This window comes from Paenibacillus sp. Marseille-Q7038, assembly GCF_965111595.1.
The window spans coordinates 42,664-69,426 of sequence record NZ_CBCOOM010000001.1; the positions used below are offsets into that span (position 1 = coordinate 42,664).

A 26,763-nucleotide genomic window follows, 5' to 3' on the forward strand; every position below is an offset into this window, starting at 1 on the left:
ACCATGCCATACCCTAAGGAAAAAGGATTGATATTTTCATTTACGTTCATGGCATTTATTCTGGGAACCACAGAATATGTCATCGTGGGACTTTTAAGTGAAATTGCAGGTGATTTTGGGGTAACCCTTGCAGCAGCAGGTATTTTGATCTCTGGTTTTGCACTTGCTTATGCGATTGGGACACCGCTTATACTGAGTATCTTGGGTCATTTGCCTAAACGCTTGCTTCTATTAACAGGAATTACGCTCATTATTGTGCTAAATATGCTGAGTGCGGTCTCTACCTCTTTTGCGTTCTTGATGGGGACGAGAGTAGTGACTGCCATTTTGTGCGGACTTTCTTTATCGCTCGCAATTTCGGTGGCTAGTGATTATGTGGAAAAAGCAAGACGTGGAAGAGCAATTTCCTATATACTTGGCGGATTTACGATTGCGAATGTATTTGGTGTACCAATCGGTACCCTGGTAGGTCAACATTTTGACTGGCCAGCCACATTTATTCTAGTTTCGATGCTTGGGGCAGGTGCGCTCTTATTGAACTGGATTTACATACCGAAAGATATACCGATTGTACATGTATCGGCGAAAGAACAGTTCGTTCTCCTTGCTAACTATCGGATTCTGCTTGCGTTCTTTATTCCTGCAATGGGTACTGCAGCGATCTTTACGGTATTCACCTATATTACACCGATGATGGGAAAGGTCATGCAGCTGCCAAGCAGCTGGTTCAGTACCGTGTTATTTGCTTATGGTCTAGTTACGATTGTAAGCAATCTGATCGGCGGAAGAATTGCTTCTGGGGATTATGTAGGGAAGCTTAGGATTGTTTTTATCCTGCAAGCCGTTATTTTTATTCTATTTGGGCTGACAGCTACACTGCCGGTCATCGGAATCATTAGTCTGATTCTCATTGCACTGACTTCTTATATTCTAAATGCATCCACGCAGCTGTATTTAATTGATCTTGCCTACATATATGTTCCAAAAGCAAAGGATTTTGCGACCTCACTCATGCCGGTAGCGAATAACCTGGGGATAGCGATCGGTTCTTTTGTAGGCGGCTTAATGATTGACATTAGCGGGCTTAGGGCATTACCTTGGGTAGCGGCTGGGTTTACGTTCATTGCTCTTGCGATTACCGTGGTATCTCATCGTCTAGATCGTAAACAGGGAATGCAGATGAAATCCAGTACAATAATGAGAGAAGAAGAACTTTCTGCTTCCGGGAAAACCATGTCATCGTGAATATAGGGACTATAACGATTCGATAACAGAAACAAATAAGAGATTGTTTACGTAGATTTCTACGATAGCAATCTCTTTTTTGTGCAAAGACCGTAGTATTAAACCGAAGATACTTTAGTGATCGCTTCGTCTGCCGGGATATAGTCATACCCTAAATCTCTTGCTACTGCTTCGTAAGTCACTTGTCCTTGGAAAACATGAAGTCCGGCACGTACCGCAGGGTCAAGCTTCAACGTTTCAAGTACTCCGCGGTCTGCGAGCTTCAGAGCATAGGGTAAAGTTGCGTTGGTAAGACCGAGGGTAGAAGTACGAGGGACCGCCCCAGGCATATTCGCAACAGCATAATGAACGATGCCGTGTTTCACATACGTCGGGTTGTCATGGGTCGTTATGTGATCAATTGTTTCCACAATGCCGCCCTGGTCGATCGCTACATCGACGATGACGGAACCTTTGCTCATACGTTTTACCATATCTTCGGTAACGAGACGAGGAGCTTTTGCACCAGGAATAAGTACCGCACAGATCAGCAGATCGGAAGAAGCAACTGCATCAGCAATATTTGCCGGCGTAGATACCAAGGTGTGAATGCTGTTACCAAATAGATCGTCCAGTTCTCGTAATCGGTTTACATTCAAATCAATGATCGTAACATCTGCTCCAAGTCCGATGGCGATTTTGGCTGCATTTGTTCCTACAATACCTCCGCCGATAATCGTTACTTTTCCACGGCTCACACCGGGGATACCAGATAGAAGAATTCCTTTTCCGCCTTTATTTTTCTCGAGCAACTGTGCGCCGATCTGTGCGGCCATACGTCCTGCTACTTCACTCATTGGTGTGAGTAGCGGAAGTGTTCCGCCAGCCATAATCGTTTCATAAGCAATGGCGGTAACGCCGCTATCGACCAGTGCTTGGGTCAGGGAGGGCTCGGCCGCTAAGTGAAGATAGGTAAACAGAACAAGTCCGGGTCTGAAATATCCATATTCACTGGACAATGGTTCTTTAACTTTCATAATCATATCCGCTTGATTCCATAGAGAGGTCACCTCTGTCAGTCTAGCACCTGCAGCTACATATTCTGCATCTGAAAAGCCACTGCCTATACCTGCACTAGATTGCACGTAAACTTGATGTCCTTTGTGAACAAATTCAGCTACTCCTTGTGGGGTGAGGGCGACACGATTTTCATTATTTTTTATTTCTTTGGGTACTCCAATGATCATGTGAATCACCTCATTTATAAGATTAGGAGTTTGCTAATGACGCATGATTTTAACAGTAAATAGGGCATGAATCATCGTTTGATTTTTCATTATGTGTGGTTAGCTATATTACAATTTATGTGAGAGAGTGTGGAAATGCATCTATATAATGTCTATTATTTAGATAACTAGAAGGGCATGTGGTTAGGAAAACTGAAAAATAAATATCACTAAAAAGTAACCAAATACGCGATTCATGACACTTACATATAGAAATCAAGAGAGGAGATTCATTTTGCAATCATGGATTATAAAAGCGCAAAAGGGTGACCCGGAAGCATTTCAGGAGCTCGTGCGACATTTCAGCGGGATGGCCCATGCGGTGAGTTATCAAAAGCTAGGAGATTACTATTTAGCACAGGATGCGGTGCAAGAAGCGTTTGCGGAAGCTTATCTGAAGCTGGGTTCGCTAGAACAGGTGGACGCCTTCCCAGGTTGGTTCCGCGTGATCGTTGAGCGTAAATGCTACCGTATTGGGCGGCAGAATAACAAAGTGCGAGAAGTGGATTTAGAAGGGGTACAGGAACAGCAGGCAATGCAGGAGACGGTGGAGGAGGAAGTCAGCAGAATTCAGCTGAATCAAATCATTCATGAAGCTGTTGCAGCCTTACCTTTGAGGAGCAGGGTGCCCGTTCAGCTCTATTATTTCTACGGTTACTCTTTACGTGAGATCAGTGAATATTTGGAGACATCTACATCTGTATTGAAGAAGAGATTACATGATGCACGTAAGAAACTGAAAGATAAACTGCCTGTAGCGGATTTCATTGCTGTATTTCAAGACTTGTATGAGGGAGGAAGAAAAATGCTGCATATTGTGAATGGAGATGTCGTTGCAGAGAAGCTGAAGCAAGGTTCGATACAAGGGGATATTCTGGTCTGGAGAGAGATCTATACGGTTGGACCTGTATTCAAGGAGATGAATACGGATGCTCATCTCACTGTACGGGCGAAGTACTTAGAGCAGAATTTAGGCATTCCTGCCGAACAATATAGGGTGACCTGTAAGCAACAGGAAGAGCAGCTTGCTAAGTTCCGGCAATATGACGAGGTAGTGTTATGGTTCGAACATGATCTATTCGATCAAACGATGCTTTGTTATTTGTTGTCCTTTTTCGCTCATCAAGATCTAGGACATACGAAGCTTAATCTGCTTACGATTGGCGAATTCCCTGGTATTGAAGTGTTCCGTGGATTAGGTCAGTTAACGTCAGAGCAGCTGTTGACATTATCCGGTACGTGGCAATTGGTAAGCAGTAAGGAGCTTCAGCTTGGTGATGCTCTGTGGAAAGCGTATGCATCAAGCGATCTAGATGAGCTGAGGCAGTTATTGAACGGTGATACCTCATCTTTACCTTTTTCAAAAGAGGCGTATCTTGCTTACCTTTCTCGCCTATCGTCAGAACCTGATGGAATAGGGAGTGTGGAGCGGGAAGTAATGAAAGAGATCGCTGCTGGTGAGCATTCTCCTGAGGGTTTGTTTCGTAACGTAGGCAATACGCTTCATCAATTGGGAATGGGCGATTTGGAATTTTGGTACGTACTCCGTAAAATGGCAGAACGACCTCAGCCTCTGATTGTGCTAGAGGGAGTAAAGGATTTCAAGGCCTACATGACTGGGGGAGCTTCTTTCAAAAATGCATCGATCTCCCTGACGAAGGCTGGATTGTCCGCAGTGTAGATCGTATACCTTACGTTGATTGCGGAAGAGTCTGAGAACGATTCCTTTCCAGATAAAGCATTTCCCCTTAGATTGAAGTATAGGGTGTTGTATCAAAAAAAAGAGGCTGCCCGAAGTCACCATATGGTGAATAGGGACAACCTCTTCTTTGTTATGAGCTTAAATTAAAACGCCCAGTTTCCTTTTTTGAATACAGGTTCTTCTGTTCCATCAGCGGTAACACCATAGATACCAAGATCGGCAGAGCCAATCATGAAATCGGTGTGCACTGTACTGGTGTTCAGACCATGCTCATTCAGCTGCTCAGGAGTCATTTCGGTTCCACCCTCGATACATGCAGAATAGGCACTTCCGATCGCGAGATGGCAGCTTGCGTTCTCATCAAACAGCGTTTTGTAGAAGAGGACTCCGCTGTCCGAGATCGGAGAATGGTGCGGCACAAGGGCAACTTCGCCGAGATAATGAGCGCCTTCGTCCATGTTAACGAGACCCTTCAGTGTTTCTTCCCCTTTTTCTGCCGTCACGTCAACGACACGTCCATTCTCAAACGTAAATGTAAAGTTGTCGATGATGTTACCACTGTAGCTGAGCGGCTTCGTGCTGGATACTTTTCCGTTCACTCCTGTACGAAGCGGTGCAGAATAGACTTCTTCGGTAGGCAGATTCGGTACGAACCAGATCCCTTTTTCATTTTCCTTATTACCTCCAAGCCAGATATGATTCTCTGGAAGCTCCATCGTTAGATCTGTACCTGGGGCAACGTAACGAAGTTTTTTATATTGTTTTTGGTTCAAGTAATTACTTTTTTCTTTAAGAGTTGCGATATGTTTCTCCCAAGCACCTACAGGATCAGGCTGATCGGCACGCACCATTTGGAAAATAACGTCCCATAGCTTCGCAATTTGCTGATCTTCCGGCAAGTCTGGGAATACTTTAGCAGCCCATCCTTTAGAAGGAGCAGCTCCAAGGGACCAGCTTACCTTAAAGGATTGAGTCAGCTGGCGAAAACGTGTCAGTGCCGTGCTGAGTGTTCTGTTCGCATTAATAATTTTCTGAGAAGATACGCCTGCGAGCAGGTCGGGATCGTCGGACTTGATTGTAATAAAAGCAGCACCATTCTCTGCTTGTTCTATGCGTTCTGCTGCTCTATGTTTCGGTACTTCCAGGAAGGATTCTTCAGATGCCATATCATACTGAATGCGTGATACCACATCGTCCGTCCAGTTTACTTTTACTTGATAAGCACCCGCTTCATATGCTTTTTTGACGATTGCACGAGCGAGTTCAGGTAATTCAATGGATATGTTCAGGACGACAGTCTGCCCTTTTTGTACATTTACCCCGACTTTCACGAGTAGTTCTGCATAATTATTTAATTTGGTTTGAAAATCCATATCGGGTCATCTCCTTATGTTTGCTATCCGCTTTACTACATTTCTCTTCTCTAGTGTACCGCTATTTTCCAGTGAATCAAAATTTCCAGCCGTTTTTCACGGTTACTTGTTTGAATAATTCACCCTATACCATTTTTCTAGGCCTTCACTATCTATGATATATATTTTATCCGTATTATTCGGGTGTAACTCAATCCTGCCAGAATTACCGAAAAATACGATTTCTACAGTGGTCTGGTCTGTGAACATAATTGAACCTGTATTGTTTGCTCCATACACATTACTTGAATCCATAGGTATGAGTGCTGCTTCCTCCATCATACGGACCACTTCCGTTGTTTCTTCGAATGACAGGGTAACGGGAGTTACCCAACCGATTGATATTTCTTGAACCTCGCCAGCAGTAATTTTCTCTTTGAATTGATCGGGCCAATTTCGATCTGCGCTCCCCGCAGAACAGCTTGACACCACCATAATAAATCCGGCAATTACGAGGACAATACCGACAATTCGCTCTACTCCTAAAGCTAAATCACTTGGTTCTGCATCTTTAAATTTCCACCCTACGGATAAATACCATGCAGAATAGGGTGAAATAGCTGCAATCAGTCCCACAATGATAAATAAACATCCAACAACACCAATCAAAAACTACACTTCCTATCTTTACCTTCTTGCTTTTAGTGTAACATAGCGACTTTCTAATTGTGCGCATTCACAATCCTGAGGAAGGATGCATACATTAGCCTAGAAATAAGCACGAGGAGGATATACATGAACCGTATAAAAGCACAGTGGGCCTATAATTTTTATCGATCAGATAAACCTATTCCTTATGAGGAAGTGGAGGACCACGGAGATGCAGTTGATCTGCTTGACCTGCCTTCTGATATTCAAAAAGAACTTCAGGCTGCGATGCCGCAATTTTTTATCACGACACCAGACCCCGAACAAGTCGATTATGAATTGGTATCTAATGAGAGTGAGTTCGTTCTTCCTGCCCTTCAGCCATTAACGGAAATAGAACAGATCAATAAGAGGTTATTTGCCATCAAAGTTCCAGAATTTAAAATTGCAGCATGTAAAAATGCATTTAAAACGCCATTTGGTAAAGTTAAATTTACTTATCCTTGTTTAAAAAGACGTGACTCTGAACTAACGATCTATGCATATATTAAGTTTCCAAATCATCTGGACCAATTTATAATAAATGAATTACAAGGTTGCTTTGACCTCGCTTCTAAAGCAGCGAATGAAGTGGCTGTGGAAGCTTTCCATTCAGGCAAAGGTTCACCGATTGAAAGAGTCATCAAGGCCGTACCTGCAACGATTGAAGTGTTTAAATCTACATTTATTCATTGTGTTGTCAATGCAGAATCTTGGAAGATCATTGAAAATGATGTGGTGTACGGTGTTGATTTTGATCAAACCCGATTAACGGACTGGTATTAACATGACAGGGCACCTCTTAATATGAGGTGCTTTTTTTATATGTACATATGTACTTAAGTGGATGTAATAAGCCTCTAGGTCTTAGGGAATTCATTCAAAAAAACATATGAATACATTTTTATATCATGATAGCATTCGAAATGTACCTAATATAGTTGAAAGAGGAGGAAAGAAACGATGAATTTTGATATTGAAACTCTACCAAATGTTCGCATTGCCTATGTACGACAAGTGGGGGAATACGGTTCTGGTAACAACGAGGGAATGCAAGGATTAAAGGAGTGGGCAAAGGAAGAAAGTCTGCTTACTGAATCTGCTGTCCTATTCGGAATTCCGCAAGATAATCCGGAAACGACACTTCCTGAACAATGTCGATATGATGCTTGCATTGTTATTCCCCAAGATTATCAAATGAACAATTCAATTTCTGAAAGTGAGCTATCTGGTGGTGACTATGCTATTTTTAAGGTTAAACATACAGCCGAAGATATTCAGAAAGCTTGGAATCAAATCTTCCCTGCGTTAAGGAGCGGAGGATATCACATGGATAATAAACCGATTATTGAAAGATATAAGGGTCAAATGATCCTGGATGATTATTGCGAAATATGTGTGCCTGTAAAAACCGATATAAACTAAATAATCCACGTTAAACAAACCGAGATCAGGAGCTAATCTTATCTCGGTTTGTTTGCATTTTAGTAAACAACTGTGCTTGGATCTTAAAATGAATAGGTAAGGATATAGAAAATATTGGCTTTGTTTTTAGCTGATAATAAGATAGCCTTAACAGGGTAAATTTACCTTGGGAGGAAGATAAGTTGTCAAAGAAATCATACATTATCGTATTTATTATACTTTTGGGTGTAATCACAATGATTTACACAAGGGTATATAGCGATGCCGAAATAAAGAACAACCAAAAGCATGAACTTCTGATGTCTTTGTACAAAGAAAAGGATGATACTGCCTTTCTATACATATTGGAACATACGGTATCATCCATTCCACTTGCCGACACATTAGAATCTATAAGCAACACGAAGAAAAATGAGAGACCTGCTAATGTTCAACAATTCATTGAAACTGCCAAAATTCAAGCGACAGAGATTGATGAGCAGCTATTTCTGCTTATAAAATTTAGCGGTTACGGTGATAAATTTATTGAGGATTATATGAATACCGGTGGAGAAACGGATACAAAATCGGATGATGCAGATCTATATTTTTTAACTCATGGATTGACCTGGAATCCCATTCGAACCATTAGTTATGGTTATTGGAAATCTGATCCCAAATTAATAGATGATAGAACTCGTAAATATTTATTATCGTTAGCAGGTGAGTCGCGATCTATGAATGAAAAACTTTTTGAATCAAAAGAAATGGCAACTTCGATGGCTTCTTCTTCAAATTATCCAAGTAACGTAAAAAGATATTTTTTAAAAGAAATACAGCCTTTTATTCTAAATATAGAAAAATTGAACCAAGATTTTTATTCGGATTTGAGGATTGCTGGATAAGGACAACGATGGTCAGGTCACAGACTTCTTTATCGTTGATCAATCTACAGATTTTACAAGATAGTCTTATCGCAGAGAGGTAAATCATACGATGTCAAAGGTTTCGAAATTTACGATTATCGGATTAATCATACTTTTGGGTGTGAATACAGTAGTTTTTACGATGGTATATAAAGATTCTGAAGAGAAGTACAATACTCTGCAGTCGAGATACCAAATGAAAAATGACTCTGGATTTTTGTACATATTGGAGAATGTAGATTCTGTTATCCCCCTAGAGCAACAAAAGGTATTGTAAAATTGATTTACCTTCCCATATTTTTTAGTACCATCATTAAATTAGCAGGCTTTTCTGCGAGTCTCCTCGTGTAATAGGGATACCACATCGTTCCGTAAGGTACATAACATCGCACTCGGTATCCTTCCTCTGCTAATTTCACTTGTTCCTGCGTACGAAGCCCATACAGCATTTGAAATTCAAAACGATCCTTCGGAATCTCATGTTCAAGAGCATATTGTTTTGTCCATCTTATGATCTTGTCATCATGAGAAGCGATGGCGGTGTAGACATGGTGATCCAGATGCATCTGGATGATTCGTTTGTACTGCCAGAGTACGTCCTTCGTATTCTGATAGGCGATAGAAGAGGATTCCTTATAAGCTCCTTTTACAAGCCGGAGGGGAATGCCTTGATCTATACAATCCTCTACATCTTGTTCCGAACGGTACAAGTAAGCTTGAATGACGGTGCCCACATTTGTTAACTGCTCCTTGTGGAGCTTCCATACGATTTCTAAAGTAGCATCTGTGTATGGCGAATCCTCCATATCAACCCGGACAAAATTCCGGTGGTATTTCGCTTCTCGAACCACTGCGCGAATATGTTCATAACAAACTTCCTTATTCAGAGCGAGACCCATTTGCGTAGGTTTCAAGGATACATTCGCATGTACCCGAGACTCCGCAATCGCTTTGATAAGCCGACTGTATTCATTACGATAGTCTGACGCTTGATCAAGCTTCGTGATTCCTTCCCCTAAATGGTCTAATGTGGCCATGATTCCCTTACTATTCAGCTTTTTTACTTCATCAATGGCTCCTTCTAAATCACTTGCGGCAATGAATTTTCTTGCCAAGGACTTGCCGTATCGTAAGGTCAACTTCTCCACCAGCGGATTACCGGAGACGGTGAGCAAGGTTTTTCGGTATAGTTCAGTTCCTATTTTCATGGGGTTGATCTCTCCCTTCTACGTTTCATATGTATGGGGGAAAGTCAAGATGAATACATATGAAATACAGAACTCTTCTCATTTCGCTTTCAATAAAGCAGAGAGCCCATACTGCAGCAGATTGAGAACAAGCCTGACCAGTAATTAGAAGGAGGCACAAATATGCCCGTTCCATTCCAAAATGAACCCTTTACTAACTTTAGTGCTGAAGGAAATCAGACATTATTTAAAAATGCGCTGAGGTTGGTTGAATCCGAACTTGGCAAGCATTATCCGCTTATCATTGGCGGTAAGGAAATTGAGACCAAAACAAAGGCCATCTCCATAAATCCTTCCCAGAAAGATCAGGTGATTGGAAGTTTATCTCAGGCAGGTGAGGAGCAGGCGGAGCAGGCGATTGTCACAGCCCAAGCGGTATTTGAACATTGGCGGTATACGGCTTTCTCTGAGAGGGCGAGATACTTATTCAAAGCAGCAACACTGCTTCGCCGGAGAAAACATGAATTCTCTGCCTGGATGGTGTATGAAGCGGGGAAAACGTGGGGGGAGGCAGATGCAGATACGGCAGAAGCCATCGATTTTATGGAATTCTACGCCAGAGAAGCGCAGCGTCTTGCGGAGCCGCAGCCACTGGTTTATATCGAAGGGGAAGATAATGAGCTATACTACGTGCCGCTGGGTGTAGGAGTGATCATTCCCCCTTGGAACTTCCCGCTTGCGATAATGGCAGGCATGACCACCGCTGCTATTGTATCAGGCAATACAGTGGTGTTGAAACCAGCCAGTACGACGTCCGTCATTGCTGCAAAATTCGTACAGCTCCTTATTGAAGCAGGAGTACCTAGCGGTGTTGTTAATTTCATACCCGGAGCGGGGAGTGAAATTGGTGACTACCTTGTCGATCATCCACTGACCCGGTTTATTAGTTTCACAGGCTCAAGAGAAGTTGGGCTACGGATCAATGAGCGGGCTGCCAAAACAGCTCCAGGACAGAGATGGATGAAGCGAGTGATTGCGGAGATGGGCGGTAAGGATGCAATTATCGTAGATGAAGGAAGTGATCTCACAGCCGCAGCGGAAGCTATCACTGCCTCAGCATTTGGTTTTGCAGGTCAGAAGTGTTCTGCCTGCTCACGAGCAATCATTCATGAGAGTGTATATGATGAAGTGCTTTCCAAAGTCATTGAGCTGACCCGGAAACTCAAAGTAGGCAGCCCGCTGCAGCCGGAGACAAACGTTGGACCGGTGATTGATCCGCATGCTTTTCGAAAAATTCAAGATTACATCAAGATCGGAAGAACAGAAGGGGAGATCGTCCTTGGAGGAAAGGCAGAAATTAATGATGGTTATTTCATTGAACCAACGATCATTGCGGGTGTAAGTCCTACTTCGCGTGTATCGCAGGAAGAGATTTTTGGTCCTGTCGTGGCATTTACGAAGGCTTCATCCTTCCAAGAAGCACTGCGGTATGCGAACAATACGGAATTTGGGCTGACCGGCGCTGTATTCTCCAGAAACCGAACTCATCTGGAACAAGCCAGATCCGTCTTTTTTGCAGGCAACTTGTACTTCAACCGAAAATGTACGGGCGCATTAGTAGGTGTTCATCCATTTGGTGGATTTAATATGTCGGGAACAGATTCCAAAGCAGGCGGACGGGATTACTTACTTTTGTTCACACAAGCCAAGCTGGTCTCTGAAAAATACTAAATCCCTTAGTTTTATCAGCATAAAAAAAAGCCATGTCCTCTGTAGAGGAAACATGGCTTCTTTACGTTCATTCTAGTGTGAATTATCCCATATGAAGGAAACGTTCTCCTGCAATACCTGGTGTCGTCATTTGCTCCGGATGCATAATTTCTTGGAGTTCTTCTAGCGTGAGCAGTCCCCGCTCTAAAATAATGGAGGTAATCGTCTGCTTTGTACGAAGTGCTTCTTTCACGATTCCAGCAGCTACATCATATCCAAGATGCGGATTCAGAGCAGTAATCATTGTGAAACTTTGATCCAGTACTGTTTTAATATGGTCACGGTTCGCATCCAGTTCTTTAATAGCAAACCGGTGGAATACATCCATTCCGTTATTCATAATCTTGAGCGATTGTAACAGGTTAAAGGCAATAACAGGGCCCATTACGTTTAGTTCAAACTGTCCTGCACCGCAGGCCAGCGCGATCGTATGATCGTTGCCGATGACCTGGAATGAAATCTGATTCATGACTTCAACCATCACGGGGTTTACTTTCCCCGGCATGATGGAGGAACCTGGTTGTCTTGCCGGAAGCAGAAGTTCCGAGAAACCTGCTCTTGGACCGGATGCCATAAGTCGAATGTCGTTACAGATCTTGGACATATTGACGGCACATACTTTGAGTGCGGCAGACATCTCCAGATACGCATCTGTATTCTGTGTAGCATCGACCAGATCTTCAGCGGTATATAAAGGTAAACCTGTAATCGCACCGAGATGTTCGGTCACTTTTTGGATATATTCAATTTTTGCATTTAGTCCCGTTCCCACAGCCGTTGCTCCCATATTAATAGAAAGAAGTCGTTTGGACGCTTCTTGAAGTCGTTCCATATCTCTAGAGAGCACTTTGGCATAGGCACCGAATTCTTGTCCTAGTTTAATTGGAACAGCATCTTGCAGATGTGTTCTTCCTACTTTGACTACATCATCGAATTCTAATTGTTTTTGTACAAACCCGCCGTGAAGCTGCTCCATCGTCTGTAAAAGCGTCGTTGCATGACGATAGGCTGCAATCCGCAGCGCTGTCGGGATTGCATCATTGGTAGATTGGGACATATTCACATGGTTGTTCGGGTTGCAGTGAAAATAATCGCCTTTGGCTTTCGATAGAAGCTCAAGTCCTCGATTGGCAAGGACTTCATTCATATTCATATTAATGGAGGTGCCTGCACCGCCCTGTATGGAATCAACGATAAACTGATCAAGTAATTTCCCTTGCATTACTTCTTCTGCTGCTTTGATAATAACTTCTCCGATTTTCGGCGGCAGCATTTTCATATCCATGTTAGCCATCGCAGCGGCTTTCTTCACAGCAGCGAGAGCAAATATGAGTTCTTTTTCAATAGGCACTCCGGTAATAGGGAAATTATCGACCGCCCGCATCGTTTGAATGCCATAGTAGGCAGACGCAGGAATACTTAGTTCACCAATAAAATCTCTTTCAATTCTTACGGTTTCAGACACAAACGTTCCCTCCAGTAGGAAGCTATTATGATGTAAAATATAGCTCGCGATAAGTTTATTGTAAAATATCATCTTTCCACCAAGCAATAATAGTATACATCAACCTGACCTAAAGTTGGAAATAAAATGAAAGCGCAGTCTTTTTATCTCTTTTTATTATTATATGCAATGAATCTAGCAGAGTGACGAGGGTAACGATTGCCTAAATCATAGATTTACATACTTCGTAAAAGATAAAAGAAGGGATCAAAGTGATTCCAATTCCCTAATGATTTGTGTAATATTTCCTTTAGCGAACAAGAACTTAGCCGTTATTCCTGTTGCCTCTCATAAACCTATTCCAATGTAAATAAAAGATCGGGGGAGCGGAGTGTATTCTACCTCACGTGATTCTTCAATATTTGATCCATTTCATGCCGGGATATTTGAGTATATGTCAGGTTCTCATGTTACCGTCCTTTTAATTATTTTATCTCTGCTTTTATTATTGTTCTTATTTAGGTCCAGGTTACGCCAATCACGTCTGTTGAAAGAGCTGTTAAGGTGGAGTCTTGCTGTCATTTTAATACTGTCGCAACTTACGCTCGAAATATGGTATCAAGCTTTTGGTCTATGGGATATAAAAAATACGTTGCCGCTTGAACTATGCAGCCTCACACTTATTTTATCGATTATAATGCTGATCACGAAAAACAGGATGCTGTATATTTTTGTGTTTTATGCGGGAATATGTGGAGCGCTGGCTGCCTTGCTCACCCCTAACTTAGCATATGCTTTTCCGCATTTTCGGTTTATTCAGTTTTTCGTCGCCCATGGAGCGATTATTTTGTCTGCTTTTTATATGACGTGGATCGAAAATAATAAGTTATCCTTTTCATCTGTACCGATCGGTTTTGTCATGCTCAACATGGTGGCTGGTTTCGTGTGGCTAATCAATCAGATGACAGGAGCAAATTATATGTTCCTCTCACGCAAGCCGGATACACCATCGATCCTGGATCTGCTGGGTCCATATCCGCTTTATATCTTAATGGAAGAAATACTAGCGCTTCTTCTTTTTCTTATGCTGTATTTACTTTTCTTCTATCTTCCTTGGGGCGCAGTGAATCGAGTAGAGGAGAGCAGGGAAACGAGTATGTAATCAAATACGCCTGATATGGCTCCTTATTTTGAAATAGGAAACATGCAATATTTGGTTTATAATGGAAACCAAAAGAAATGGAAAAGGAGGAGGAATCGTTGGCATTACCGTATTCGTATCATTTAACGGTTAATGAAGCAGCATTATTATTTCAGCTGTTGAGTATTCCGGAGGGAGAAACGCTCTCTGTTATTTTTGGTGCTAATGAAACCGAGGAAACTGTATTTACAGATCATCAGAGTTTGATCAGACAGCTAGAGGAAGCCGGCCTGCTTCAATCCGCTGAAAAAGAGATTACGCTTGAACCCGGCCTGCTGAATCTCTTACAAGCCTGCAAATACAGCAGTGCAGTTATGCTGCTCCAATCAAGCAGGTTAGAAAGCGAATCTTCGGTTTCCTATGCTTTTATATCCGGCGGACAGATTGTTCGTTTGATATGGAGTTCAGCTGCAGGGGAAATCGTACTTACTTCCTTTGAAGAGAGCCTCGAAGAGTTGTTATCCCAAATAGGGGATGAACTTCAGCTGCCTGACGTCACAGCACAGGATTACCGTATTTGCCTGCAGCCTGTGACACTGAAACAGCTCCAAGAACAATGGGATACAAAAAATACGAATGCGTATGAGTCTATTTTGAGGAGAGACCCAGCGGCGCAGACAGAAGCATCCGCGGTTGCTTCCTTAATACAATCCTGCCATTCTATTCAGCAGTGGGGCACATTTGTCACGGTTATTCGAGGGACAGATCTTCGTTCTAGGTCCGTCTATTTTATCGGGAGCACAGCTGCAAACTGGATCTTTATTCAGAATGATGAAGGGCTCATGCAAGGCTATTCTTTGACGGAACCTGAACTGATTCAAACTTTGTACTTAATTGCCGCAGGGACATTAAAAGTTCTTGCGCCGGTTTAGCATTGCTGTAATAAAAAATAAAGCCAAGGAGGAGAAGCATGAGTCGGATCGTAATGAAGTCATCCTATCTGGGCACGCTCGCAAGGCAGCTCGAACAGGTCTCGCAGCAGCTGCAACAGGTAGATTCTTCACTTCAGAGTGCTCTTTCGGGTGCAGTATGGCAGTCATCTAACCGTGAGGTCATTGTTGGGATGTACCAGTCCCATCAGCGGAATTTTCAGTCCGCAGCCGAGAGCATGCATCAGCTTTCACAATTTGTAAGAACAACCAGAGAACAATTCGAACAGAAGGACCAATCTGGGGGGACCTTCGGCCTCACCGGTTTTAACCCGATGGCTCCGCTCGATGGTTTGGGTAATATTATGGGAACGGTGACGGGTGCTGCTGCGGTGGCCAGTTTAGGTTATCGGGTGCATAACGGTTATAAGGTCACGCAGAATCTGGATCGAAGAAGCCCGCGTATGTTGGTACGAGACAGCTATAGTTCAGTACAAAATAATTCGATCGTTAACGGACGTCCGCGGAAGCATAAAATTTACTATTTAGAATCGATGGAGAAAGCGATCAAGAACGGAACAGCCTCTCCTAAAATCAAAGAGATCTATGCGATGGCTGATCCTTTATATGGAGCAAAAACAGCACTTAAAGACAAGCTTGGCTGGGCAAGTGTTGGTATAGATGTGTTTACGGACACGAAAGAAAATTTAGATAATCATGCTTCCTCTGACAAGATTGCCGGAGATGTTATCGGTAACGTCGTCGTTGGAGGAGCTACCACCGTAGGGGCGACACTCCTGACAGCTGCTATCATGCCTGCGGCAGCACCAGTGATTGCGGTAGGCGCTGTTGGATTTGGCGTCTCGGTGGGGCTGACCTATTTGGCGGAAGGAATTAAAATGGATATGGATCTTGATAAGGATGGGCAGGACGATTCTTTGAAAGATGTCGTTAAGCACGGTGCCAAAGAGGCTTGGTCGACAGTTTCGGGGTGGTTTAAATAGATGGAGAAGCGTAAGAGACACCAAACCGAAGACAAGACTTGGAAAGGAACCCATTACGATCGGAGGGCGTTTCAGAACTACCTCTCTATGTATCCGGTGAGTGGTATCAGGCTGAATGCAGGGATACTGGTTCTGTTTTTCCTTAATCTTTTTTTGATCATCCCGGTGATGAGCGTGCCGTATAAACCGATATATGCCTATATTCTATTTCCGCCGCTTGCTGTCATGAATGTATGGGCCCTGGCCCTAATTGCTGCCCCCCGAAAGCTTCAACTGAATTATGTTTTATTTAGAGGTGTGTTCGGTATCGTCTGTTCGCTCGGCTTCATGGTCGTAACCCAGAAATTTGCTTATGAAGGACTTGGATTTGAGACCCCTTGGTACGCTCTCGGATCATTTGCAGCTTATGGATTTGCTCTATATCAGTACATCCGCTCTCATATCCGGAAACTGGAGGTACCGCGTAAAAAGAGGGAAGAAGCATCTCGTATATCCATGGTGACATTGACCCTATTAACGGGTCTCGGATATTTGCTCGCTAATCTTTCCTTAATGTTTGTAAGTGAAGATACTGTAGCCATTGTACTTATGTGCGTATACTCGATGTTAGCCTTTGTCATGTTTCATTTTATCCTGGAGCTGCATCGTTATTATTGGCTTAAACAAACTCGCGGTAGCGCGTCTTCACCGGAAAAAGAAAAACATCCGCCTCAACACATTTAAAGGAGGTTTCCTACATTGAATGAATCTATAACACTTCTCCCCAATGGAACGATCGTTCGGTTGAAAGAAGGAAGCAAGAAGCTCGTTATTTATGGACGTAAGCAAATAATGATGACAGAGCCTCCCCGCTCGTTTGACTATATCGGCTGCTTGTATCCGGAAGGATATATTAATCCTGATTATACGTATGCTTTCAATCATGAGGATATTGAAGAGATCGTATTTAAGGGCTTTATCGATGAAGAGGAAGAACAGTTCTCGGCCCGGCTGAAGGAGTCATCCTAATGAAGTATAACTAATAATAAATCCATGGATCTCCGTATCGAACGGGAAATCCATGGATTTATTTGTTGATAGATCTTTTCTTCAGCGGGATTGATCTGCTTCGCGAAAGCGTGAGGCCGTCTGCTGAAGTTGCGTGCTTGTTTCCTGAAGTCCGTTCAGATAGGACTTTACAGAGGAAAGGCTCTCTTGAATGCGCTGGTAGAATTCCTTTTGCCGGTCGCCTTCCCACTGTCCTTCCGATTCATGAATCATGGTGTTCAACTGCTGAATAATAGTCTGTCCATTCTGGGAAGCTTGAGCAAACTCTTTGGAGAGCTGCTGCAGCTCCTCGGGGTGGAGATTAATTCGCTGATCCATTGTCACTACTCCTTTCCTTCAGGTTCAAATATCCATGTGCCTTGATTATATATGAGTTATAGCAGAATATAAATTTTTTAATTTTTAAAAGAAACGCTCTCTTGCAGATTCGCAAGAGAGCGGGGAAGGCTCGTGACAATAATGGATCTAAAAGAATTAGCCTCGAAGCAGTGATTCTGCTCCATCTACATATACTTCCGTACCGGATACGTGTGAAGCTTCATCAGAAGCAAGGAACAATACTAGATTTGCGACTTGTTCCGGCTTACCAGCTTCGCCAGCGAGTGGATGTCCACCTTCTGGATATTCAACAGGGATTTGAACTTCTTCCAAGTCTTCAGAGCGAGTCGTCTTACCATCAATTTCTGTGTCAATTGCGCCTGGGTGAACGGAATTCACACGGATTTTGTATCTCGCCAGCTCCAGTGCAGCCATTTTCATAAATGCAGCTTGCCCTGCTTTTGTTGAAGCATATGCGGAGAAACCAATGTTCGAGAAGACCCGGTTCCCGTTAATGGAACTGTTAATGATAATGCTGCCTCCGTTATCTTTCATATAAGGGATCGCATACTTAACGGTTGCAAATGTTCCGCGCATATTGATACACATGGTTTGATCCCAATCTTCGATTTCCATGGTTTCAATAGGAGAGAGTTTACCGTTTACACCTGCATTTGCAAAAATAATGTCGATGCGTCCTGCAAGTACAGCGACTTCTTTCAATGCGTTTTCCACCATCTCCGGCTTAGCGATATCGCATTCAACTACATCAGCCTGACCGCCGTTTTTCTCAATGATTTGTTTTGTCTCTTCCGCTTTTTCTACCGTACGGTCTAGTAAAAAAACACGAGCCCCTTCCTTAGCGAATCGAATGGCTGTTGCCTGACCGATACCGGAACCTCCTCCAGTTACTACTGCGAGCTTGTTTTCTAGACGTAGTGTCATTCTCTTTTCCTCCTTTAATGTAAAGAATCTATGTGAGTGCTGATCTAATGTGATTTCTTATGTACGGTAAATACCCCGAGGAGAGGAGTTTTGAATCAAAATCAAACAAATACAAAATCCCTGCATTCTCTTTACAAGAAAGAGCGTGCAGGGATTAGGGCTGTAATTCTTCTTCTGTAGATGAATTTACAAACAGGCATGTCTTATTTGAATTTCTTCCATTCCATTGAACTATTCTCGAGCAGGTGTTCAAAATCGTTATCCAATCGTTTTTGTTCTGCTTTTTTCTTTTCTTCTGCAATCCGTTTAGCCTCTTCTTGACGAGCAGCTTCGGCAGCTTTGAGCTCGGATGTTTGGGCTTTGAGCTTTCCGAGAACTTCTTCACTAAGTAAATCTTTTAGTGTGGCTGCACTTCCTTCATGAGCAGAAGACCGCTGTGCAGACTGTGAAGGTCTTGATCCATTCTTTTTCTTCACCATGACGATCCCTCCATTTCGTTGTGTAAAAAGTATAACAGGAATTTTAAAGTGTTGAAACTGATTCTTGGTTGAAATATACACCTTTTCTTCATGATTGAATAGTCTAAAACAGAGAACAAATGAATAGTTATAAGAAATAATGATAGCGCTTTCTTTAAAATAGTGTAAAATATAGAAACAAGAAAAGAAGACAGAGTATACAGCTTATTTTGAATACCGATACTACGACTAATTAAACAGTGAAGGGGTCGTTGCTATTGGAAGTGAATAATACACAGCTGCTAAAAGGGTTAATGTGGGGCATCATTCTCAGTATACCGCTCTGGATTTCGATTATGGGTTGGGTTCGTATCTTGCTTTAAAAATATATTTGTTTTTTGTGGAACACATACATGGCATGCAAAAAGACCGAAAAGCAGCATATCAATCCTGCCTTTCGGTCTTTTTATTATTGGATCTTTACAGGTTCCGGATAATCTACACCGAGCGTATCAACTGTTACTTTGGTCATAACAGGAGGTGTTACGGGCCGAGCTTTTTCTCCCGTTTTAAGACTTGCGATTTCATCAACCACATCCATACCTTCCGTCACTTTACCAAAACCAGCATAGATATTATCTAGATGCTCGGAATCGGCTTGTACAATAAAGAACTGTGAGCCTGCGGAATCTAAATCATTTGAACGAGCCATAGAAATGACGCCTCGAGTATGCAGTAAGTGATTCTTAACTCCGTTACTGGTGAATTCACCTTTGATACTATAGCCGGGGCCACCTGATCCTGTACCTTCCGGATCTCCGCCTTGAATCATAAAATTCGGAATCACACGATGAAAGATCGTACCGTCATAAAATCCGCTGTTAGCCAGCGAGATAAAATTGTTCACTGTATTAGGAGCAACTTCCGGATACAACTCTAAGACGATCTTTTTGCCGTTATCCAGTTCAATGGTTGCGACGGGATGAGAAGCATCTTCGTTTGGAATGCCTACGCCTCCGAATTCAAGCTCATCATTTTGCGCTTCATCTTGTCCACAACCAGCAAGGACAAGCAGAAGAGCGGAAACAATAAATAGAAGTTTAAAACCTTTAGATCTGACGAACATACAAGCTCCTCCTTGATTCATGTCGAATATGATTATCATACCCCAAAATAGGACAAACAGGAAAGAACCCTATCCAAATGGAAAGGGTCTTTTTCTCTCATTTTACTGTTTTAGGAACAAAACAGTACCAAAATGTGGGTATTAGTTTATACTATTTAAATGAATCTGTTTGATCAGGATTAGGATTGCCTACTCCATTAATCAGATCGGTTCCATGCATGGCATCGGGATCAGGGGATACCGGATCAATGGGGCTGTCTTTTGCAATCTCATCTGCATCGGGTACAGCAGCAAGATCAGGCTCGGAAGAGCGAAGAAGTTCCTCGTTAGAAATATTAGATTCTTCTTCCGCCGTATCATCTTCCAAAGAAACAGGACTGAGATCCTGCATTACCCCTTCTTGAGCTGTCTCTGCATCTGCTGGGTCCGTATCTTCGTCAAGACTAATCGTCTGTTCGGTATACGTATTCACATAATCCAGATCATCTTCTGGTATCATATCGATGTTTTCTGATTCTTGATTTAATGTTTTATATCGATCATAAGCAAAATCCGCTTCACTTGTTCTTGGTTTATTATCCATCACGAACTCTCCTTTTGGTTTGTTGTTATATACTGTCCTTTTAGAACATAGGGAATACATATTTTACGAGGAAATACAGTAGTCCAAAGAAAATAATGATGTAAGCCGCATACTTAATGAATGTGGATGCTACTAAACTAGAATCGGATTTTTTCTGAACTTCTCTTCGTTCAACCTCTACATTCCGATGTGAATCATTCATTTTCGTCTCCTCCTTATATTCTCATAACCTATGACGACAGTTCGTTCTTGCCCATTCTTAAACCTCTTTGAGGTAGCTTGAATCAGGGGAAGAACAGAGGAATGAAGTAAAGAGGAATATGTTTTAGAGAAAGGGAGAAGTCAATAATGGAGTGGTATACTTTTGGAAATATGTTAGAAACGATTCGAATTGGACAAAAAGCATCAACACCTGGTTTTTCAAGGACAGTCATCCGTACACCAAGCGGTTTATATTGGACTGGTGGCATATGGAATGGCAAAGTCGTAGAGATCAGGGATTATTTATTTTCAGACATTTGGACGATATATGAAGATGAAGAGAGTCTGGTATGGGAAGAGTACAGAGAACCTATGGAGCGTAAAATCATAGAAATGATTACAAACCAATATGAGGAAGAACGAGCACAAAGACTCGAAGAAAGAAGAGCAAAACCTACTCAGACCCTATGGAAAAATAAAGATGTATTCTAATCCTTTTAAGAAAAGGAATTCATCATACTAATTGAATTATTGAGGTGTGAATAATGAAGATTGTTCCTAGAGTATCGGCTGTTATCATCTTGTGTTTGCTATCGGTACTCTTCTTATTACCACCACCCGTCAGTCATGCAGCAGAGGAAGGCCAGCCCCGCAAATTGACATCATGGGAGATGGTTTGGCCCCAGAAATGGACAGATAATACGATGGATAAACTGGCTTCTGGAAGGTATGAGTGGACAACCATTCAGGCAGATTCCTCCATAGAACAACAGCTGACGACCTCGCCGCATACCGCTTGGATCAGAATAAAGCTGCCAGAGGATGTAGAAGACAATATGGCCATTTTTTTTGAACGTATCTATGGTCAGCAGATTAGAGTCTATAAAGAAGGACATATTTTGTATGAGCAAGGGACTCAGCATCAATTTAATAGAAACCCGTTATTGATACCCTTAAGTGATCAGGATGCCGGGGGAACGATTTATATCTGGACCCATAGTGATTATTTTAAAGTGGGTGTCGATCCGTCGATCTGGATCGGCTCTTCTGCCAACCTGAATAAGAAATATGTGGGGGATGGAATAGACGAATTGGTCCTCGGGAGTATGCTGCTCGTTTTGACATTAGTAATCACTGCATTCTCGGCGTTTATGTATAAATTAAAGTATAAGTTATGGGTTGGAATATCCGTTCTGATTGGGTGTTTAGGATTTACGTCTCGATGAATTCCAGTACAATCTATACGTTTTATCCGGATATGACGGAAGTGTTTTACTATTTCTTTTTGATCTGTTTTGCAATAGAACTGCCCGTGCTTGCCTACTGTTTTGAACAAATATTTACTTCCGATGAGGCCAATCGAATCATTCGTAAGCTGAAAAAGATTCTTATTGCTTATACCTTATTTTATATATTATGTACGCTGGTAAGTCTGCTATCTCCGGAGACTTACCCCTTTATGAAGTTTATAACAGGTCCTGTGTTTGGAGTAATTTATGTACTTGAACTCTTAGTCTTGTTATATGTGACGATCAAAGAGGCGATAAAAGGTGAACAGGGGGCAACTTTACTTTCCGTTGGATTCGGTATATTTGCACTCACAACGATAACAGAATGGATTTTATACTACTCCGTACCTTGGTATGAGTTAGAAATATCGAAATGGACCATTTTTATTTTCGTTTGCTCGATTTTGACGGTGAAAGGCCAGAGGTTGCTTGGGAAATATGAAGAAGTCGTGCGTTATACAGAGGAACTAGAGGCTTTTAGCAATGAACTACAGCGTTCTGAGAAAATCAAAATTATTAGTGAACTCGCTGCCTCGGTTGCTCATGAAGTACGAAACCCGCTACAGGTCACACGTGGGTTTTTGCAGCTGATGAGTAAGCAAGATGATGACAAGAATAAAAAATATGTAGGCATCGCACTAGAAGAACTGGACAGGGCATCGGACATTATCAATGATTTCTTAACTTTTGCGAAGCCTGAATTTGATCATATTGCACTTATTAATCTATCTGCAGAATTTAATCATATTGAAGGTGTACTCGTTCCAATGGCGAACCTCGAAGGAGGTGTAATCATTATGGATGTCCCAAGTAATTTATGGATCCGCGGTAACTCTTCCAAGTTCAAACAAGCCTTTATTAATATTATGAAGAATAGCATTGAGGCACTGCAAGGCTGCGGAGAAGTGAAGGTGAAAGCCTACAATAAAGGAACGGAAGTTGTGATTCATGTTCAAGATAATGGAGTAGGGATGAATCAAGAGGAACTTGTGAGACTCGGTGAGCCTTATTTTTCTAATAAAACAAAAGGAACAGGACTAGGAATGATGGTGACCTTCCGAATTATTGAAGCGATGGAGGGTACGATCGAATATAGCAGTGAAAAAGGAGTAGGAACGGAAGCGGTCATTCGCTTTCCTTCCGGAGTGTAGCAAGCCATCATCTACTTATTTTTCTTGCAATGGATAAAAAAGGGGTGTATTCGTCCACAATAACAAGGTGTAAGTAATGATAAGCACCAGGAAGGTGGACAATACAGATGAAGAAATATCTCGTTAGCATTGCATCTGCAGCATTGCTTGGATCCTTAATCATGGGGCAAGGCAGTTATGCAATGGCGCAGCCTGACGTTGTACGTACGGAGACTGAGAAGCAAAATACGGCGGACTGCGGACATACAGGTCATTACCTGTATTTTATGGAAGAGACGGCTAAGATATTAAAGATAGATACCAAAACGCTTGCGGTAGAGATGCAGCAAGGGAAAACAATTGCTGAGATTGCGAAAGCGAAAAACATAACAAGTCAGCAGCTTGAAGAGCAATTAAAACCAGCCGTGGAGAAGCGCGTCGATGAAGCAGTAAAAGCAGGCTGCTTGTCTAAAGATCAAGCGGTTTCGATGAAAGAATCAATAAGCGAAAGATTAAATAAAGTGATTCATACACCGATTAGTGAGCTGAAACAGAAACATGCTGACCACGGCAAAGGACAAAGTAAGATCAACCGAGAATCGATAGCTAAGTTTCTTGGAATCACAACAAGTCAGCTTGATCAGGAGCTAAAACAAGGGAAGTCCTTAGCGGAGATTGCTAAGACCAAAGGAATCAGTGAGAAACAGCTTATTGATCATTTGAAAGATGAATTGACACCAGATCTAACCAAGTTCATTCATCGTAAAATGAAAATGAATCCAAGACCTGGTCATGAAGCCTTGTCTCCTGAAAAAAGTTAAACAAGATTCTAATCTGTTTTATTGATATACACATAGAACGGCCTGTTCACCACTCCTTAGCCGGGGGAAGAACAGGCCGTTTTATTTTGGGGAGGCCCTAGAATTACATTCCTGGCTTGACAGTATCCGCTTCTGCAATTAGTATTTTTCCTTATACTGGACGGAACTGGATGTTGCTTGGAATATTGATGATAAAGACTTGCTGATTTTCTTCACGAGTCCGCCGTTTTTGTTCATCAATGATATTCACTCCGCTTCTGATCATTATATGGTGCTCATCTATCTAATAAGTTTAGTCGTATGGTTTGGGATGGGTTATCTGATTGATATTGTGATAAGTAAATTTGTAGATTTCATAGAATCTATGAAATAGAATGATGCACCGAAGTCTTTTCAGGAGTGGATGGTCTACACTAAAATGGGGAGTAGGAGGCGATATGGGATGTTTTACCGCAGAGTAGGGAGCAGCGGACTGAAGGTTAGTGAAATCAGTCTTGGAAGTTGGCTTACCTATGGAGGATACGTGGAACGGGAAAATGCCATTCTTGCGATCGAGGAAGCGTACGACCAAGGAGTCAATTTTTTTGACACAGCAAATGTATATGAACAAGGGGCTGCGGAGGAACTCATCGGACAAAGTTTGGCTCCTTATCCAAGGCATTCGTATGTTCTTGCTACTAAAATGTATTTCCCGATGGGAGAAGGACCCAATGACCAAGGATTATCTCGTAAGCATATTATGGAACAGGCGCATGCGAGTTTAAAACGTTTGGGGCTTAGCTATATTGATATCCTGTACTGCCATCGGTATGACCCAGAGACACCGCTGGAGGAGACTTTGCGTGCGCTGGATGATCTGGTTACGCAAGGTAAAATTTTATACATCGGTGTTAGCGAATGGACAGCAGCTCAAATGGCAGAAGCCCACGCAATCGCAAGCAAACATCTGCTGGACCGAATCATCGTTAATCAGCCCATGTATAATATGTTTGAACGATCCATTGAAGAAGAGATTATTCCATTTGGTGAGGAAAAGGGAATTGGACAAGTCGTTTTTTCACCCTTAGCTCAAGGTTTATTGACTGGGAAATATAACTCTGCTACAGAATTGCCTGAGAACAGCCGCGCGGCAAAGCTGGATTTTGTTCGTGAGGGGTTAACAGAAGATAAGATTACGAAAGTGAAGCAACTGAGCAGAATCGCTGAGGAGCTCGGGTTATCGATGTCCCAGCTGGCCATTGCCTGGATTTTAAGACAAAAGAATGTAGCTAGTGCGCTTGTCGGAGCAAGTCGCCCGCAGCAAGTTGCGGAGAATGTGAAAGCTTCCGGCATAAAGCTTTCAGCGGATGTACTGCAGCAGATTGAATATATACTTAGAACAGAGGATCATTAATCCGCAAGGAAAAGCCTCACTATAGTTATGCACAGGTGCATAACTATAGTGAGGCGTTCTCTATTTGTTTATTCTGTTAATGAATTGGTGGCGGGTGTCTTCATTCTAGGTTCTATTTTATCCTGCTTCGTGGTGGCTACTCTTCTCCGTCCAAGTCCCACCAAATAACGGGAGAATGGCAGGCGAGATAGTCCATAACTAATGATAAGAGAGAACACGGCCGTTAGTGCAAAAGTAAGCAAGGTGAATCCAAGATGGTAACCTGCCAGTTGAAGCGGTCTTGTAAAGAACGAAATCCAATAAATCACTAGTGCATGTACCAAATATCCGCCAAAGGAATAGCGACCAATCCATGTAAAGAGTTTATAGAATTTGCTCTTCGCAGATAGAAGATGCAAGATGCCGTAAATCAAAAACATTTGCGATAAGATGAGTACAAATGTCGTCGGTTTTAAATAAGTGGAGATATTTAAATTCATGATGTCTCCCGAACCTCGCAGCACATCATACGCAAGATACACAAAGAGAAGGATGGATAACAGGGCATTCCAAGGCAGTATTTTTACCATGACGCTTCGGAACCGATCAAGCATGAATGCGCAAACGGCGCCAAGAATGAAATAGAAGAGGTACATGACGAAAATACTAGTACGGTGGTTAAGCAAAGTCTGCCCTATTCCCGGTGCTAATGCCCACAGTCCCATACGATAATAAGAGAGATATAGTAGATAGGCATAGGCAATTCCGCTAATTAGCAAGATCGTTAAGACCATTCTGTTTTGTTTTTTGTACTCCATTCCTGCAAGTCTGCTTTTGACCTTAATTGCAATCCTGCGAAACAATGGAAACAGCAGATAGAACTGAAATACCATAATGATAAACCATAAGTGATATCCAGCTTGCGGTGTAAACAACTCTCTAACAAGACTCTTCCATGTTTCTGCATCCAGCCAATTGGTATACATCGTCAAACGAACCGATAGCCAGTATACCAAAGTCCATAGAATAAACGGCACATAAATATCCCCAAACCGTTTACGAATGAAAGACGGGTAGTGGAGTTTATGCTCGTTATTATAGAACAGAAGCACGGCGGATAGAAAAACGAAAGTCGGCGTTCCAAATCTTGTAAGATGGTATATAAACATAAGCATAATGGAATCCGCGGGGAGGATATCTGCCCGGTAAATATATTCTGCCAGGCTATGCTGCATAACAATTGCTAGAAAGGCGAGCCCCCTAAATGGGGTCAGTTCCTCAATTCTTGGTTTCTTCAGGGTAATAAACCTCCAATCTGGGCATAGCTAGTTGCCCATCTCCTTATTGTAACGAACAAATATTAAATTCATATGAAAAAGATCTACCTAGAGAGTTAATATTTGATATCGAGAATGCT

29 protein-coding genes are annotated in these 26,763 nt (G+C 42.2%); 17 read left to right on the plus strand and 12 right to left on the minus strand.

The genetic code is table 11. The features are described 5' to 3' along the window. The first annotated feature begins 3 nt into the window (after nucleotides 1–3). On the plus strand, nucleotides 4–1,245 hold the full coding sequence (locus tag ACWPWY_RS00230; protein WP_454189859.1) for an MFS transporter: 1,242 nt from the start codon (nucleotides 4–6) through the stop codon (nucleotides 1,243–1,245). 98 nt (nucleotides 1,246–1,343) lie between these two features. On the opposite strand, the gene ald is transcribed toward ACWPWY_RS00230, so the two are convergent. Then, a complete protein-coding gene (gene ald, locus ACWPWY_RS00235) occupies nucleotides 1,344–2,471 on the minus strand; it encodes an alanine dehydrogenase (RefSeq protein ID WP_454189860.1) in 1,128 nt (375 codons plus the stop codon). Between the two features lie 274 nt (nucleotides 2,472–2,745). Here ald and ACWPWY_RS00240 point away from each other — a divergent pair, with 274 nt between their 5' ends. Further along, nucleotides 2,746–4,191 (plus strand): sigma-70 family RNA polymerase sigma factor, encoded by a 1,446-nt coding sequence (locus ACWPWY_RS00240; RefSeq protein WP_454189861.1) that lies wholly within the window; start codon nucleotides 2,746–2,748, stop codon nucleotides 4,189–4,191. A gap of 164 nt (nucleotides 4,192–4,355) precedes the next feature. Here ACWPWY_RS00240 and ACWPWY_RS00245 read toward each other — a convergent pair whose 3' ends face one another. Beyond that, nucleotides 4,356–5,585 carry an aminopeptidase gene (locus ACWPWY_RS00245; protein WP_454189862.1) on the minus strand — a complete coding sequence of 410 codons (1,230 nt, stop codon included), beginning with the start codon at nucleotides 5,583–5,585 and terminating at the stop codon, nucleotides 4,356–4,358. 102 nt (nucleotides 5,586–5,687) lie between these two features. Beyond that, nucleotides 5,688–6,233 (minus strand): DUF6199 family natural product biosynthesis protein, encoded by a 546-nt coding sequence (locus tag ACWPWY_RS00250; RefSeq protein ID WP_454189863.1) that lies wholly within the window; start codon nucleotides 6,231–6,233, stop codon nucleotides 5,688–5,690. A gap of 126 nt (nucleotides 6,234–6,359) precedes the next feature. Here ACWPWY_RS00250 and ACWPWY_RS00255 point away from each other — a divergent pair, with 126 nt between their 5' ends. From ACWPWY_RS00255 to ACWPWY_RS00270, 4 genes are all read left to right on the plus strand, one after another. Continuing rightward, nucleotides 6,360–7,037: a hypothetical protein gene (locus tag ACWPWY_RS00255; RefSeq protein ID WP_454189864.1), complete on the plus strand. Its 678-nt coding sequence runs from the start codon at nucleotides 6,360–6,362 to the stop codon at nucleotides 7,035–7,037. 177 nt (nucleotides 7,038–7,214) lie between these two features. Next, entirely contained in the window at nucleotides 7,215–7,676 is a 462-nt protein-coding gene (locus ACWPWY_RS00260; RefSeq protein WP_454189865.1) for an AraC family transcriptional regulator, read from the plus strand. 182 nt (nucleotides 7,677–7,858) lie between these two features. Continuing rightward, the gene (locus tag ACWPWY_RS00265) at nucleotides 7,859–8,560 is read left to right on the plus strand and encodes a hypothetical protein (RefSeq protein ID WP_454189866.1); all 702 of its coding nucleotides are present in this window, start codon (nucleotides 7,859–7,861) and stop codon (nucleotides 8,558–8,560) included. A 91-nt stretch (nucleotides 8,561–8,651) separates the two neighbouring features. Next, the gene (locus tag ACWPWY_RS00270; RefSeq protein WP_454189867.1) at nucleotides 8,652–8,858 is read left to right on the plus strand and encodes a hypothetical protein; all 207 of its coding nucleotides are present in this window, start codon (nucleotides 8,652–8,654) and stop codon (nucleotides 8,856–8,858) included. Between the two features lie 7 nt (nucleotides 8,859–8,865). Here ACWPWY_RS00270 and ACWPWY_RS00275 read toward each other — a convergent pair whose 3' ends face one another. Beyond that, complete coding sequence (locus ACWPWY_RS00275) at nucleotides 8,866–9,789, minus strand: proline dehydrogenase family protein (protein WP_454189868.1); 924 nt, start codon at nucleotides 9,787–9,789, stop codon at nucleotides 8,866–8,868. A gap of 162 nt (nucleotides 9,790–9,951) precedes the next feature. On the opposite strand from ACWPWY_RS00275, the gene pruA reads away from it, so the two are divergent. Next, nucleotides 9,952–11,499: an L-glutamate gamma-semialdehyde dehydrogenase gene (gene pruA, locus ACWPWY_RS00280; RefSeq protein WP_454189869.1), complete on the plus strand. Its 1,548-nt coding sequence runs from the start codon at nucleotides 9,952–9,954 to the stop codon at nucleotides 11,497–11,499. An 82-nt stretch (nucleotides 11,500–11,581) separates the two neighbouring features. On the opposite strand, the gene ACWPWY_RS00285 is transcribed toward pruA, so the two are convergent. Further along, nucleotides 11,582–13,003 carry an aspartate ammonia-lyase gene (locus ACWPWY_RS00285; RefSeq protein WP_454189870.1) on the minus strand — a complete coding sequence of 474 codons (1,422 nt, stop codon included), beginning with the start codon at nucleotides 13,001–13,003 and terminating at the stop codon, nucleotides 11,582–11,584. A 433-nt stretch (nucleotides 13,004–13,436) separates the two neighbouring features. Here ACWPWY_RS00285 and ACWPWY_RS00290 point away from each other — a divergent pair, with 433 nt between their 5' ends. From ACWPWY_RS00290 to ACWPWY_RS00310, 5 genes are all read left to right on the plus strand, one after another. Continuing rightward, nucleotides 13,437–14,144, plus strand: coding sequence for a YwaF family protein (locus tag ACWPWY_RS00290; RefSeq protein ID WP_454189871.1), 708 nt, complete (start codon nucleotides 13,437–13,439; stop codon nucleotides 14,142–14,144). Between the two features lie 98 nt (nucleotides 14,145–14,242). Next, nucleotides 14,243–15,055: a hypothetical protein gene (locus ACWPWY_RS00295; protein ID WP_454189872.1), complete on the plus strand. Its 813-nt coding sequence runs from the start codon at nucleotides 14,243–14,245 to the stop codon at nucleotides 15,053–15,055. A 38-nt stretch (nucleotides 15,056–15,093) separates the two neighbouring features. After that, the gene (locus ACWPWY_RS00300) at nucleotides 15,094–16,056 is read left to right on the plus strand and encodes a WXG100 family type VII secretion target (RefSeq protein WP_454189873.1); all 963 of its coding nucleotides are present in this window, start codon (nucleotides 15,094–15,096) and stop codon (nucleotides 16,054–16,056) included. Continuing rightward, nucleotides 16,057–16,779, plus strand: a complete 723-nt coding sequence (locus tag ACWPWY_RS00305; protein WP_454189874.1) for a hypothetical protein — start codon at nucleotides 16,057–16,059, stop codon at nucleotides 16,777–16,779. It begins immediately after the preceding gene. A 15-nt stretch (nucleotides 16,780–16,794) separates the two neighbouring features. Further along, nucleotides 16,795–17,064 carry a DUF4176 domain-containing protein gene (locus tag ACWPWY_RS00310; RefSeq protein WP_454189875.1) on the plus strand — a complete coding sequence of 90 codons (270 nt, stop codon included), beginning with the start codon at nucleotides 16,795–16,797 and terminating at the stop codon, nucleotides 17,062–17,064. An 81-nt stretch (nucleotides 17,065–17,145) separates the two neighbouring features. Here ACWPWY_RS00310 and ACWPWY_RS00315 read toward each other — a convergent pair whose 3' ends face one another. From ACWPWY_RS00315 to ACWPWY_RS00340, 6 genes are all read right to left on the minus strand, one after another. After that, entirely contained in the window at nucleotides 17,146–17,421 is a 276-nt protein-coding gene (locus ACWPWY_RS00315; RefSeq protein WP_454192744.1) for a WXG100 family type VII secretion target, read from the minus strand. A 156-nt stretch (nucleotides 17,422–17,577) separates the two neighbouring features. Beyond that, nucleotides 17,578–18,366 carry an SDR family oxidoreductase gene (locus ACWPWY_RS00320; RefSeq protein ID WP_454189876.1) on the minus strand — a complete coding sequence of 263 codons (789 nt, stop codon included), beginning with the start codon at nucleotides 18,364–18,366 and terminating at the stop codon, nucleotides 17,578–17,580. A 203-nt stretch (nucleotides 18,367–18,569) separates the two neighbouring features. Further along, complete coding sequence (locus tag ACWPWY_RS00325) at nucleotides 18,570–18,845, minus strand: YqkE family protein (protein ID WP_454189877.1); 276 nt, start codon at nucleotides 18,843–18,845, stop codon at nucleotides 18,570–18,572. A gap of 448 nt (nucleotides 18,846–19,293) precedes the next feature. Further along, nucleotides 19,294–19,950 (minus strand): peptidylprolyl isomerase, encoded by a 657-nt coding sequence (locus ACWPWY_RS00330; protein ID WP_454189878.1) that lies wholly within the window; start codon nucleotides 19,948–19,950, stop codon nucleotides 19,294–19,296. 151 nt (nucleotides 19,951–20,101) lie between these two features. Next, nucleotides 20,102–20,533 carry a hypothetical protein gene (locus ACWPWY_RS00335; RefSeq protein ID WP_454189879.1) on the minus strand — a complete coding sequence of 144 codons (432 nt, stop codon included), beginning with the start codon at nucleotides 20,531–20,533 and terminating at the stop codon, nucleotides 20,102–20,104. Between the two features lie 40 nt (nucleotides 20,534–20,573). Then, nucleotides 20,574–20,735 carry a hypothetical protein gene (locus ACWPWY_RS00340; protein ID WP_454189880.1) on the minus strand — a complete coding sequence of 54 codons (162 nt, stop codon included), beginning with the start codon at nucleotides 20,733–20,735 and terminating at the stop codon, nucleotides 20,574–20,576. 146 nt (nucleotides 20,736–20,881) lie between these two features. Here ACWPWY_RS00340 and ACWPWY_RS00345 point away from each other — a divergent pair, with 146 nt between their 5' ends. The 5 genes from ACWPWY_RS00345 (at nucleotide 20,882) to ACWPWY_RS00365 (ending at nucleotide 25,367) form a co-directional block, all read left to right on the plus strand. Continuing rightward, nucleotides 20,882–21,226, plus strand: coding sequence for a hypothetical protein (locus tag ACWPWY_RS00345; RefSeq protein WP_454189881.1), 345 nt, complete (start codon nucleotides 20,882–20,884; stop codon nucleotides 21,224–21,226). A gap of 53 nt (nucleotides 21,227–21,279) precedes the next feature. Beyond that, nucleotides 21,280–21,960: a hypothetical protein gene (locus tag ACWPWY_RS00350; protein WP_454189882.1), complete on the plus strand. Its 681-nt coding sequence runs from the start codon at nucleotides 21,280–21,282 to the stop codon at nucleotides 21,958–21,960. Then, the gene (locus ACWPWY_RS00355) at nucleotides 21,957–23,174 is read left to right on the plus strand and encodes an ATP-binding protein (protein WP_454189883.1); all 1,218 of its coding nucleotides are present in this window, start codon (nucleotides 21,957–21,959) and stop codon (nucleotides 23,172–23,174) included. The genes ACWPWY_RS00350 and ACWPWY_RS00355 overlap by 4 nt, the downstream gene beginning before the upstream one ends. 107 nt (nucleotides 23,175–23,281) lie before the next feature. Continuing rightward, a complete protein-coding gene (locus tag ACWPWY_RS00360) occupies nucleotides 23,282–23,974 on the plus strand; it encodes a hypothetical protein (RefSeq protein ID WP_454189884.1) in 693 nt (230 codons plus the stop codon). Nucleotides 23,975–24,416: 442 nt separating this feature from the next. After that, the gene (locus tag ACWPWY_RS00365; protein WP_454189885.1) at nucleotides 24,417–25,367 is read left to right on the plus strand and encodes an aldo/keto reductase family protein; all 951 of its coding nucleotides are present in this window, start codon (nucleotides 24,417–24,419) and stop codon (nucleotides 25,365–25,367) included. A 68-nt stretch (nucleotides 25,368–25,435) separates the two neighbouring features. On the opposite strand, the gene ACWPWY_RS00370 is transcribed toward ACWPWY_RS00365, so the two are convergent. Next, nucleotides 25,436–26,650, minus strand: coding sequence for an acyltransferase (locus ACWPWY_RS00370; protein WP_454192745.1), 1,215 nt, complete (start codon nucleotides 26,648–26,650; stop codon nucleotides 25,436–25,438). Nucleotides 26,651–26,763: the final 113 nt, after the last annotated feature.

Excerpts from the sequence above, each read along its gene's own strand:
- ACWPWY_RS00350 (WP_454189882.1), top strand. The coding sequence starts at position 21,280 with ATGAAGATTGTTCCTAGAGTATCGGCTGTTATCATCTTGTGTTTGCTA.
- ACWPWY_RS00335 (WP_454189879.1), bottom strand. The coding sequence starts at position 20,533 with ATGGATAATAAACCAAGAACAAGTGAAGCGGATTTTGCTTATGATCGA.
- ACWPWY_RS00270 (WP_454189867.1), top strand. The coding sequence starts at position 8,652 with ATGTCAAAGGTTTCGAAATTTACGATTATCGGATTAATCATACTTTTG.
- ACWPWY_RS00330 (WP_454189878.1), bottom strand. The coding sequence starts at position 19,950 with ATGTTCGTCAGATCTAAAGGTTTTAAACTTCTATTTATTGTTTCCGCT.
- ACWPWY_RS00305 (WP_454189874.1), top strand. The coding sequence starts at position 16,057 with ATGGAGAAGCGTAAGAGACACCAAACCGAAGACAAGACTTGGAAAGGA.
- ACWPWY_RS00355 (WP_454189883.1), top strand. The coding sequence starts at position 21,957 with ATGAATTCCAGTACAATCTATACGTTTTATCCGGATATGACGGAAGTG.
- ACWPWY_RS00275 (WP_454189868.1), bottom strand. The coding sequence starts at position 9,789 with ATGAAAATAGGAACTGAACTATACCGAAAAACCTTGCTCACCGTCTCC.
- pruA (WP_454189869.1), top strand. The coding sequence starts at position 9,952 with ATGCCCGTTCCATTCCAAAATGAACCCTTTACTAACTTTAGTGCTGAA.
- ACWPWY_RS00260 (WP_454189865.1), top strand. The coding sequence starts at position 7,215 with ATGAATTTTGATATTGAAACTCTACCAAATGTTCGCATTGCCTATGTA.
- ACWPWY_RS00255 (WP_454189864.1), top strand. The coding sequence starts at position 6,360 with ATGAACCGTATAAAAGCACAGTGGGCCTATAATTTTTATCGATCAGAT.
- ACWPWY_RS00325 (WP_454189877.1), bottom strand. The coding sequence starts at position 18,845 with ATGGTGAAGAAAAAGAATGGATCAAGACCTTCACAGTCTGCACAGCGG.
- ACWPWY_RS00315 (WP_454192744.1), bottom strand. The coding sequence starts at position 17,421 with ATGGATCAGCGAATTAATCTCCACCCCGAGGAGCTGCAGCAGCTCTCC.
- ACWPWY_RS00300 (WP_454189873.1), top strand. The coding sequence starts at position 15,094 with ATGAGTCGGATCGTAATGAAGTCATCCTATCTGGGCACGCTCGCAAGG.
- ACWPWY_RS00360 (WP_454189884.1), top strand. The coding sequence starts at position 23,282 with ATGAAGAAATATCTCGTTAGCATTGCATCTGCAGCATTGCTTGGATCC.
- ald (WP_454189860.1), bottom strand. The coding sequence starts at position 2,471 with ATGATCATTGGAGTACCCAAAGAAATAAAAAATAATGAAAATCGTGTC.
- ACWPWY_RS00340 (WP_454189880.1), bottom strand. The coding sequence starts at position 20,735 with ATGAATGATTCACATCGGAATGTAGAGGTTGAACGAAGAGAAGTTCAG.
- ACWPWY_RS00230 (WP_454189859.1), top strand. The coding sequence starts at position 4 with ATGCCATACCCTAAGGAAAAAGGATTGATATTTTCATTTACGTTCATG.
- ACWPWY_RS00245 (WP_454189862.1), bottom strand. The coding sequence starts at position 5,585 with ATGGATTTTCAAACCAAATTAAATAATTATGCAGAACTACTCGTGAAA.
- ACWPWY_RS00345 (WP_454189881.1), top strand. The coding sequence starts at position 20,882 with ATGGAGTGGTATACTTTTGGAAATATGTTAGAAACGATTCGAATTGGA.
- ACWPWY_RS00290 (WP_454189871.1), top strand. The coding sequence starts at position 13,437 with ATGTCAGGTTCTCATGTTACCGTCCTTTTAATTATTTTATCTCTGCTT.
- ACWPWY_RS00365 (WP_454189885.1), top strand. The coding sequence starts at position 24,417 with ATGTTTTACCGCAGAGTAGGGAGCAGCGGACTGAAGGTTAGTGAAATC.
- ACWPWY_RS00320 (WP_454189876.1), bottom strand. The coding sequence starts at position 18,366 with ATGACACTACGTCTAGAAAACAAGCTCGCAGTAGTAACTGGAGGAGGT.